The organism is Mesorhizobium sp. M4B.F.Ca.ET.089.01.1.1, assembly GCF_004022605.1.
Lineage (GTDB): Bacteria > Pseudomonadota > Alphaproteobacteria > Rhizobiales > Rhizobiaceae > Mesorhizobium > Mesorhizobium abyssinicae.
The window spans coordinates 1-8,832 of record NZ_RZOS01000237.1; the positions used below are offsets into that span (position 1 = coordinate 1).

Here is an 8,832-nt window from a genome sequence, read left to right on the forward strand (position 1 = left end):
CTTGAGAATATCTGCAAGACCTACGGGAACAATTTTCACGCCATCGACCAATTGAACCTGTCGGTCGAGGACGGCGAGTTCCTGATCCTCGTCGGCCCGTCCGGCTGCGGCAAATCCACCGCGTTGCGAATGATCGCGGGGCTGGAGGACGTCACCAGCGGCAGCCTTCGGATCGGCGGCGTCGACGTCGTCGACATGCCGCCCAAGGACCGCGACATCGCCATGGTCTTCCAGAGCTATGCGCTCTACCCGCACATGACAGTGTTCGAAAACATCGCCTTTTCGATGCGGCTGGCGGGCAAGCCGAAGGCCGAGCGCAGGAAGCGCGTCGACGAGATCGCCAAGACGCTGCAGCTGACGTCGCTGCTGGACAGCAAACCCGCGAACCTTTCGGGCGGACAGCGTCAACGGGTTGCCATGGGCCGCGCCATGGTGCGCGAGCCGGCCGCCTTTCTCATGGACGAACCCCTTTCCAATCTGGACGCGAAACTGCGTGTCCAGATGCGCGCCGAAATCACCAGCCTGCAGAAGCAGCTCGGCGTCACGACCATATACGTGACCCACGACCAGACCGAAGCGATGACGATGGGTGACAGGGTCGCGGTGTTGAAGGGCGGCGTGCTGCAGCAGGTCGACACGCCCAAGCGGCTCTATGAATCGCCGGTGAACGCCTTCGTTGCCGGCTTCATCGGTTCTCCTTCGATGAACCTTTTCGAGGCGACCCTGACGGGCGACGAACTGACGTCCGGCACCTTCGCCATCCGGCTGCAGGATGCAGCCTTCGTGCGCAGGCCGGGCTTGAGGTCGTATGCGGGGCGCAAGGTCGTGTTCGGGATCCGCCCGGAGCATCTCTATGACAGCAGCCTCGAATCCGGCCGCAAGTATCAGACGATACCGGCAAAGGTGACCTCGATCGAGGAACTCGGGTCGGAACATATCGTCCATCTGAACATCGACGCGGTCCGGGTGGACTCGGGCGACCCGGACGCGGTGGAGGATTTCGGCCTGACGTCGAACGCGGTGGCGAAATTCGAACCGGACAGCGCAGTCCGCTCCGGCTCGGAAGTCCGGTTGGCCCTGGATGACAGCAAGCTCCATTTCTTCGATCCCGAGACGCATCTGGCGATCTGAAGAATTGCGGCAGAGCCAGCAGGCGAGAGCGAGGCGCCTGCGAATGAAGACTTCTGAATAAACCAGACGATCGTCCGCATTGTGCAGCCGATCCTAAAGAAGGAGGAGAAAATGACGTTTCGGATAAGACCCGCGATGCTGAAAATGGCAGCGGCCGCATGGTTGCTTGGCGCAACCGGCGCCATGGCGGACACGACGCTGGAATTCACCCAGTGGTGGGAGCCGGAGCTGCCCGCAGGCTCCTTGCGGAAAATCATGGACGAATTCGAGGCCGCAAACCCCGGGATCAAGGTGACGCTGGTCAGCGGCCCCTATGCGACCACGCGAGACCAGATCTCGGTTGGTGCCGCGACCGGAACGCTTAGCGACGTCGTTGGTCTCGACGGCGCCTGGGTCAACAATCTGAACGCGCAGAATGCGCTGGCCGACATGAACCCGATGATGGATGCGAGCGGCTTCGACAAAGCGCAGGTCGCGGACATCATCAAGGTGGACGGCAAAGCCGTGATGTTTCCCGTGGCTTCGTTCGTCTATCCGGTCTTCGTGAATTTGGACCTCGCCGCCAAGGCGGGCGTCACCAAGCTGCCGTCGACCCGCGCTGAGTTCCTCGAAGCCGCCAAGAAGATGACCCAGGCCGACAAGAACCAGTATGGCTGGGTGCTGCCGCTGTCGCTGCAGACGCCGTCCGGTGTCCAGAACGACATGATGTCGTGGGTCTGGGCGTCGGGTCAATCGATGATGGCGGACGGCAAGCCGGCTCTCGAGGCCAAGCCGGTGGTGGATATGCTGACCTTCGTCAAATCGCTCAATGACGCGGGCACCATCTCGCCCGGCATCGCCACCAAGACCGAACAGGAAAAGGTCGAGGAATTCGTCAACGACCGGGTCGGGATGATGATCGACTCGCTCGCGCATGTGAACCTCATCCGCAAACGCAATCCCAATCTGAACTTCGACCTCATCCCGGTCCCGGTCGTGGAAAACTACGACGGCAAGCGCGGCCTGCCATACGCCTCCTGGGGCATCGGCATCTCCGCGGGCTCGAAACATCAGGAAGAGGCCTGGAAACTCGTCCAGTATCTGATGAGCGAAAAGGTGAACGCCAAGCTCGTGTCGCTTGCCAACGCCTTCCCCGGCAACGTCAACGCCAAGCCAGATTTCGTGACCTCCGACAAGGCTTTCGGCAAGGCTTTCGAAATCTTCAAGACCGGCTATCTTGCCAATGAGTTCACGGGCCTGCCGGTGGCGGAAGACCTGATGACCCAGTTCGACGTGCAAGCCCAGAAGATGCTCGCCGGCGAACAATCTCCGGAAGAAGCCGCGGCCAACGCTCAAAAGGGCTGGATGGCGAAATTCTGATCGGCCTGTTTTGCGATCTCTACCGGGCGGCCTGACTTCGGGCGGGCCTCCCGGCGACAACGCATCGGCAATGCGAGACGGACCCGTTTCCGAAGCTCCCCTTCTCTTGAAGGCGTATCCCAAGGTTGGCATATGACCCCGCAGAAGCGCTCCCACCATAGGCTGAAACGAGCGGTCGCACCCTATCTCTATCTGTCGCCCTCGCTCATCATCATCAGCCTGCTGATGCTGCTGCCGATGGTGACGGTGATTGGCTATTCGTTCCAGAACAGCGCGGTGCTGCGGCGCGACCCGTCCTTTGCCGGACTGAAACACTACCAGGCGATCTTTGCCGATCCCGTGTTCTGGGCTTCGCTGTGGCACACGCTCTACTTCACCTGCATGAGCGTCGTCTTCCACATGACCATCGGCATGATCTTCGCGCTCATGCTGAACAGCGACCGCATCAATCCGACGCTGCGCAATATCCTGCGCGTGCTCTACATCCTGCCCTGGCTGTTCACCGCCGTGATCATCGCGGTGATCTGGCGCCTGCTGCTCGAGCCCAACGGTGTCGTGAACAGCATCCTCATGCAATTGGGCATCATCGGTTCCAAGGTCGAGTGGTTTTCCTCGCCCGAGACGGCGCTGCACGCCGTCACCTTCGCCAACATCTGGGCGGGCTACCCGCTTTTCATGGTCAGCCTGCTCGCGGGCCTGCAGGGCATTCCCAAGGATTTCTACGAGGCCGCCGACATCGACGGCGCGAAGGCCTACCAGAAGCTGATCTTCATCACCATTCCGCAGCTGATGCCGATCATCATCAGCATCTCGCTGCTCGATTTCATCTGGACCATGCAGGTCTTCCCGTTGATCTGGATAACGACGGGCGGCGGCCCGATCTACTCGACCGAGGTGCTGAGCACCTACACCTACAAGCTGGCGTTTTCGAGCTACAACCTGTCGCAGGCGGCGGCAAGCGCCGTGATCATCCTGCTGATCTCTCTTGGCCTGACGCTGTTCTACATCCGCTATCAGAAGGCTCGGTAGTCACCATGAGGAAAAGGCGCACGCCGAAAGACAGGCTGATCACCGTCGCGCTGCATGTCGCGCTTGCCGCCGGGCTGTTTTTCGCGGCTTTCCCGATCTACTGGATGCTGAGCAGCTCGTTCAAATCGAATACCGAAATCTTTGCCCTGCCGCCAACCATCCTGCCGAAGGCGTTCACGCTGGAAGCTTATGCGGCCATCCTTGGTGACCCAGTAAAACTGCGCTTCTTCTTCAACAGCTACTTCGTGGCCGGAGCGGTGACCGTGCTGACGGTGCTGATCGCGTTGCTGGCAGCCTATGGGTTCAGCCGCTTCAACTTCCGCGGCAAGGGCAGCCTGAACACGCTCATCATCAGCACGCAGACGATTCCGCCGATCACGCTTCTGATCCCCTTCTTCGGGCTTGTCGTCTCGTATGGCATCTTCGACACCTATATCGCGCTGATCGTGACCTATCTGGTGTTCACGCTGCCCTACGCGATCCTGCTGATGACCGGGTATCTCAACACCTTGCCGCGCGATCTCGACGAGGCCGTCGCCGTCGACGGCGGCAGCAGTTGGACGGCGCTCTGGCGGGTGATCGTCCCGATCTCGCTTCCCGGCATTGTGGCGACCTCGGTTTATACCTTCCTGTTGTGCTGGAACGAGTTCCTCTTCGCGCTGACGCTGACGAAGTCGACGTCCATGCGCACCGTCCCGATCGGCATCCAGCTGCTGATGGGTCAGCACGCCTTCGAATGGAACCAGATGATGGCGATGAGCGTCCTCGGCTCGCTGCCGCTCCTGCTCATCTACCTCGTCGCCCAGAGGTACTTCCTCGCCGGGATGACCGCGGGCTCGGTCAAGTAGATGTCCATCCCATGAAGACGCAAAGCGACATCACGGAATGGGCGGTATCAAGGATTGAAAGGATGAACGTGAAAGACCTCAAAGTCGGCTGCCAGACCTTCACCTGGGAAATGCTCGGAGACCGTTTTACCGGCGGCCCGGACGATCTCCTGAAGGCCATTTCCAATGGCGGCTATGCCGGCATCGAGATCACCGACACGATGATCGGCCGCTACGCCGGCAAGCCGGCGGAATTCGCCGCCGCGCTGAAGGCCTCCGGCCTGACCCTGGTCTCCTTCGCCTTCGGTTCAAAGAGCGGCTTCACGCTGAAGGACCAGATTGGCGCCGACCTCGAAACCGCCAGGCGCTGGATCGACTTTGCCGCGGCCTTTCCGGGCGCGCTTGTCTCGATGGGCTCGGCGACCGTCGTCTCCGACGGGCCTCGCGACGACAAGTTCGCCATTGCGGCGGAAGTCTATGGCAAGGCCGGCGAGATCGGCCGCGAGGCCGGCGTCCAGGTCGCGGTGCATCCAAGCTCGCACCACAACACGCTGCTCTTCGACCGCGCCGATTACGACCGCATCTTTTCCCTGCTCGACGCCTCGCTGGTCGGCTGGGTGCCGGACACCGGCCACATACTGCGCGGCCACAAGGACATGGCCGACACGCTCACCACCTACCGCGACCGCATCCGCTACGTGCACCTGAAGGACGTCGACGCCGGCGGCACCTGGGCGATGCTCGGCAAGGGTGTCTGCGACACGGCGAAGGTGATCGAGATCGCGAGCGCGGCGCCCAACTTCAACGGCTGGCTGGTGCTGGAGGAGGAATCTGACACCGCCGCCGCCGATCCAGCCGGCGCGGTCAAGACCAACCGCCAGACCATGCGCGGATACGGAGCCTGAGACGATGATCCGCAAGCAAGACCGTCGCCTTCGTGTCGGTGTGCTCGGCTGCGGGCCGATCGCGCAGTTCGCGCATCTGGAATCCTGCGCGAAGGCGAGCAACGCCGATCTCTACGCGATCTGCGACGCCGCTCCCGATCTGCTCGCGCGCATGGGCGCGACCTATGAGCCGCAGAAGATGTATGGCGACTTTGACGAGATGCTCGCCGACCCCGCGCTGGAAGCGGTGATCGTCGCCACGTCGGATGCCTATCACGTACCGATGTCGATCAAGGCGCTGGAGGCCGGCAAGCACGTGCTGTGCGAAAAGCCGATCGGCGTCTCGGTCGAGGAAGGCGAGAAGCTGGCCGAAGCGGTCAAGCGCTCGGGCAAGGTGCTGCAGGTCGGGCACATGAAGCGCTTCGATCCGGCGCTGGAAGCGGCGCGCGATTTCGTCCGCGACGAGATGGGCGAGATCCTGGCGCTGAAGGCCTGGTATTGCGATTCCACGCATCGCTACACCAACACCGACGCGGTGCAGCCGCTGCCGGTGACCAGCAAGCTGGCGCGGAAGCCGGCCGGCAACCCGAAGGCCGATCTCAGGCAGTATTTCATGCTGGCGCACGGCTCGCATCTCGTCGACACGGCGCGCTTCCTCGCCGGCGAAATCACCGCCGTGCGGGCGCGCCTCAACGAGCGTTTCGGCGCCTATTGCTGGTTCGTCGAAACCGAGTTCGCCAATGGCGCGCTCGGCCATCTCGATCTCACCGTCGCCGTGCGCATGGACTGGCACGAAGGTTTTCAGCTCTATGGCGAGAACGGCTCCGTGATCGCGAAGACCTTCAATCCCTGGTATTTCCGGGCGAGCGAGGTCGACATTTTCCACGAGAAGGACGCGACCTCGCGCAAGCCGCTCGGCGCCGACGGCCACTTCTTCCGGCGCCAGATCGAAGGCCTCGCCGATACCGTGCTCGACGGCAAGCCGATGCGCGGCGCCAATGTCGAGGACGGGCTCGCCTCGATCCGCGCCATGGTGGCGATCGCCCGCTCTGCCGAGAGCGGCGAGCGCGTCGAGATCGCCAGCGTGACGGGAGCGGTCTGATGCAGGTCGGGGTGTTCGCCAAGACCTTTCCGGGCAGCGAGCCGGCCGGCGTGCTTGCCGCCGTGCGCGAGGCGGGCTTCGCGGCCACCCAGTTCAACCTCGCCTGCGCCGGCCTGCCATCGATGCCGGATGCCGTTCCCGTCGAGGCGATCCGGGCCATCGAGGCTGCCGCCGAAGCTTCTGGCGTGGCCCTTGTCGCGTTGTCGGGCACCTACAACATGGCGCATCCGGACAGGGCGGTGCGCGATGACGGCTTGCGCCGGCTGGCGCTGGTGATCGAGGCAGCCGCCAGGCTTTCCACGCCGCTGGTGACGCTCTGCACCGGAACGCGCAACCCCGACGACCAGTGGGCGCATCATCCCGACAATGCCGACGCCTCGGCCTGGGCCGATATGGCGCGCGAGATGGAGAAGGCGCTTGCGATTGCCGAGCGCCACGGCGTCGATCTCGGCATCGAGCCCGAGCAGGCCAACATCGTCACCTCCGCCGCCGACGCGACGCGCCTGATCGCCGAAATGGGTTCGAAGCGGCTGCTCGTCGTGCTCGATCCGGCGAACCTCTTCGAGCAGGCGGATGCCGTGCAGGCGCGCGCCATCGTCGCCGATGCGGTCGAACGCACGGCCGGCCAAGTCGCCATGGCGCATGCCAAGGACCGTTTCGCCGACGGCCGCTTTGCCACGGCCGGCCACGGCGTGGTCGACTTTCCCGACTTTATCACCCGACTGAAGCGCGCCGGCTTCGACGGACCGCTGGTGACGCATGGACTTTCCGCCGAGGAAGCACCCGGTGTCGCCCGTTTCCTGAAGGGGCTGGTGTGATGGCGACGCTCTCTCGCGACGGCGCCACGCTGCGGTTCACCGACGCCGGCGAAGGTCTGGCGGTCGTCTTCCAGCACGGGCTGGGCGGTGGCGAGGCGCAGGTCGCCCAGACCTTCCCCGCCGGCTTCCGGCGCATCACGCTGGAATGCCGCGGGCACGGCGGCTCCGGCCTTGGCCAGCGGCGGCCGTTTTCCTTCGACATGTTCGCCGACGACGTTCTCGCGGCCGCCGACCGGGCCGGCCTCGACCGCTTCATTGCCGGCGGCGTCTCGATGGGCGCCGGGATCGCGCTGCGGCTGGCCTGCCGCCATCCGAAACGCGTCGCCGCCCTGGTCATGGTGCGACCTGCCTGGACCTTCGTGGCGGCACCGCCGAACATGCAGCCCATAGCCGAGGTCGCCGAACTGATCCTCGAGCATGGACCCGACAAGGCGAGGACGATCTTCGCGCAATCGGCGACGGCCGCGCGCCTCTATCACGAGGCGCCCGACAATCTTTCCTCGCTGCTCGGCTATTTCGACCGGCCCGACGCCAAGGCCTTCGCGCAGGTGCTGGCCAACATTGCCGCCGACGGACCGGGTGTTTCGCAACATGAAGTGGCCGCGCTCGCCATTCCGGCGCTGTTCGTCGGCAATGCCATGGACACTGTCCATCCGCTGTCGAGCGCCTACACGCTTGCCGCCATGATGCCCAACGCGGTTTTCGCCGAGGTCACACCCAAGGCCCGCGACAGCAAGCAGCATTTCAGTGAGTTGCACACTGAGATCACCACGTTCCTCCAGTCCCACTCGAAAGTCCGGAGCCTCATTCCGTCATGACCAGCAAATCCCTCTCCGGCTCCGCCGCAATCGCCGCCCTGCCGCGCAACAGGCTGCTCGGCGAATTCTCGCTATGGTCGGCCGACCTCGCCAATATGGAGCGCGACCTGAAGCGCATCGAGGCCTATGCCGACCTGCATCACGTCGACGTCGCGGATGCCCGCTTCACCCCCGGCTTCCTGTTCTTCCCCGACCTCGTGGCGCGCATCGCCAGGCTGACGGCGAAGCCGATCCATGTGCATCTGATGGTCGAGGCCGAGATCGTCGAGGCGCAGACGCGCCAGTTCATCGAGGCCGGCGCCGACCTCGTCACCATCCATGCCGAGAATGGCGAGGCGGGCCTGCGCGCCGTGCGGCTGGCGCGTGAACTCGGCGCCGAGGCGGGCGTCGTGCTGCGGCTGGAAACGCCTGTTCCGGCAATCGTCCCGTTCCTGGCAGAGGTGGCGTTCGTGACGCTTCTCGGCACGTCGATCGGCGTCAAGGGCCAGAGCCTGTCGGAGCAGGCCTGTCCGCGCCTGATCGAGGCGCGCGCGCTGATCAGGAAGGCCGGGCGCGAGGCCGATATCATCCTTGCCGCCGACGGCGGCATCCGCCACGAGACGGTGCCCAGGTTGCGCGCCGCCGGCGCCGACACGGTGGTGCTTGGCTCGCTTGCCTTCGGCGACCCGGACCTCGCGCAGCGCATGGCCTGGCTGCACGGGCTGAAGGCCGCCGCGTGATGAACACGGTCGCGCTCGCTTTCGATCTCGGCGGCACGGAGCTGCGCGGCGCGCTGGTCGAGCGCAGCGGCGACGTCATCGCCCGCGTCTCGGCGCCGACGCTTGCGGGTGCCGGATCGGAGGCGGTGATCGGCCAGATCATCAC

9 protein-coding genes are annotated in these 8,832 nt (G+C 64.2%); all 9 read left to right on the top strand.

The features are described from left to right. Nucleotides 1-1,131, top strand: a 1,131-nt coding sequence (locus EN780_RS20800; protein ID WP_133372658.1) for an ABC transporter ATP-binding protein, incomplete at its 5' end; no start/stop codon positions are given. Between the two features lie 111 nt (nucleotides 1,132-1,242). Beyond that, on the top strand, nucleotides 1,243-2,490 hold the full coding sequence (locus EN780_RS20805) for a sugar ABC transporter substrate-binding protein (protein WP_128275170.1): 1,248 nt from the start codon (nucleotides 1,243-1,245) through the stop codon (nucleotides 2,488-2,490). Between the two features lie 132 nt (nucleotides 2,491-2,622). Next, nucleotides 2,623-3,519: a sugar ABC transporter permease gene (locus tag EN780_RS20810; RefSeq protein WP_127309042.1), complete on the top strand. Its 897-nt coding sequence runs from the start codon at nucleotides 2,623-2,625 to the stop codon at nucleotides 3,517-3,519. 5 nt (nucleotides 3,520-3,524) lie between these two features. Then, nucleotides 3,525-4,367 (top strand): carbohydrate ABC transporter permease, encoded by an 843-nt coding sequence (locus EN780_RS20815; RefSeq protein ID WP_128275171.1) that lies wholly within the window; start codon nucleotides 3,525-3,527, stop codon nucleotides 4,365-4,367. Between the two features lie 62 nt (nucleotides 4,368-4,429). Beyond that, the gene (locus EN780_RS20820) at nucleotides 4,430-5,251 is read left to right on the top strand and encodes a sugar phosphate isomerase/epimerase (protein WP_128275172.1); all 822 of its coding nucleotides are present in this window, start codon (nucleotides 4,430-4,432) and stop codon (nucleotides 5,249-5,251) included. 4 nt (nucleotides 5,252-5,255) lie between these two features. After that, nucleotides 5,256-6,332, top strand: coding sequence for a Gfo/Idh/MocA family oxidoreductase (locus EN780_RS20825; protein WP_128275173.1), 1,077 nt, complete (start codon nucleotides 5,256-5,258; stop codon nucleotides 6,330-6,332). Further along, the gene (locus EN780_RS20830; protein WP_128275174.1) at nucleotides 6,332-7,150 is read left to right on the top strand and encodes a sugar phosphate isomerase/epimerase; all 819 of its coding nucleotides are present in this window, start codon (nucleotides 6,332-6,334) and stop codon (nucleotides 7,148-7,150) included. Before EN780_RS20825 ends, EN780_RS20830 begins: the two co-directional genes overlap by 1 nt. Then, nucleotides 7,150-7,968, top strand: a complete 819-nt coding sequence (locus EN780_RS20835; protein ID WP_128275175.1) for an alpha/beta hydrolase — start codon at nucleotides 7,150-7,152, stop codon at nucleotides 7,966-7,968. Before EN780_RS20830 ends, EN780_RS20835 begins: the two co-directional genes overlap by 1 nt. After that, nucleotides 7,965-8,687, top strand: a complete 723-nt coding sequence (locus tag EN780_RS20840; RefSeq protein ID WP_128275176.1) for a ribulose-phosphate 3-epimerase — start codon at nucleotides 7,965-7,967, stop codon at nucleotides 8,685-8,687. The genes EN780_RS20835 and EN780_RS20840 overlap by 4 nt, the downstream gene beginning before the upstream one ends. The last annotated feature ends 145 nt before the right edge of the window (nucleotides 8,688-8,832 follow it).

Excerpts from the sequence above, each read along its gene's own strand:
- EN780_RS20805 (WP_128275170.1), top strand. The coding sequence starts at position 1,243 with ATGACGTTTCGGATAAGACCCGCGATGCTGAAAATGGCAGCGGCCGCA.
- EN780_RS20810 (WP_127309042.1), top strand. The coding sequence starts at position 2,623 with ATGACCCCGCAGAAGCGCTCCCACCATAGGCTGAAACGAGCGGTCGCA.
- EN780_RS20815 (WP_128275171.1), top strand. The coding sequence starts at position 3,525 with ATGAGGAAAAGGCGCACGCCGAAAGACAGGCTGATCACCGTCGCGCTG.
- EN780_RS20820 (WP_128275172.1), top strand. The coding sequence starts at position 4,430 with ATGAACGTGAAAGACCTCAAAGTCGGCTGCCAGACCTTCACCTGGGAA.
- EN780_RS20825 (WP_128275173.1), top strand. The coding sequence starts at position 5,256 with ATGATCCGCAAGCAAGACCGTCGCCTTCGTGTCGGTGTGCTCGGCTGC.
- EN780_RS20830 (WP_128275174.1), top strand. The coding sequence starts at position 6,332 with ATGCAGGTCGGGGTGTTCGCCAAGACCTTTCCGGGCAGCGAGCCGGCC.
- EN780_RS20835 (WP_128275175.1), top strand. The coding sequence starts at position 7,150 with ATGGCGACGCTCTCTCGCGACGGCGCCACGCTGCGGTTCACCGACGCC.
- EN780_RS20840 (WP_128275176.1), top strand. The coding sequence starts at position 7,965 with ATGACCAGCAAATCCCTCTCCGGCTCCGCCGCAATCGCCGCCCTGCCG.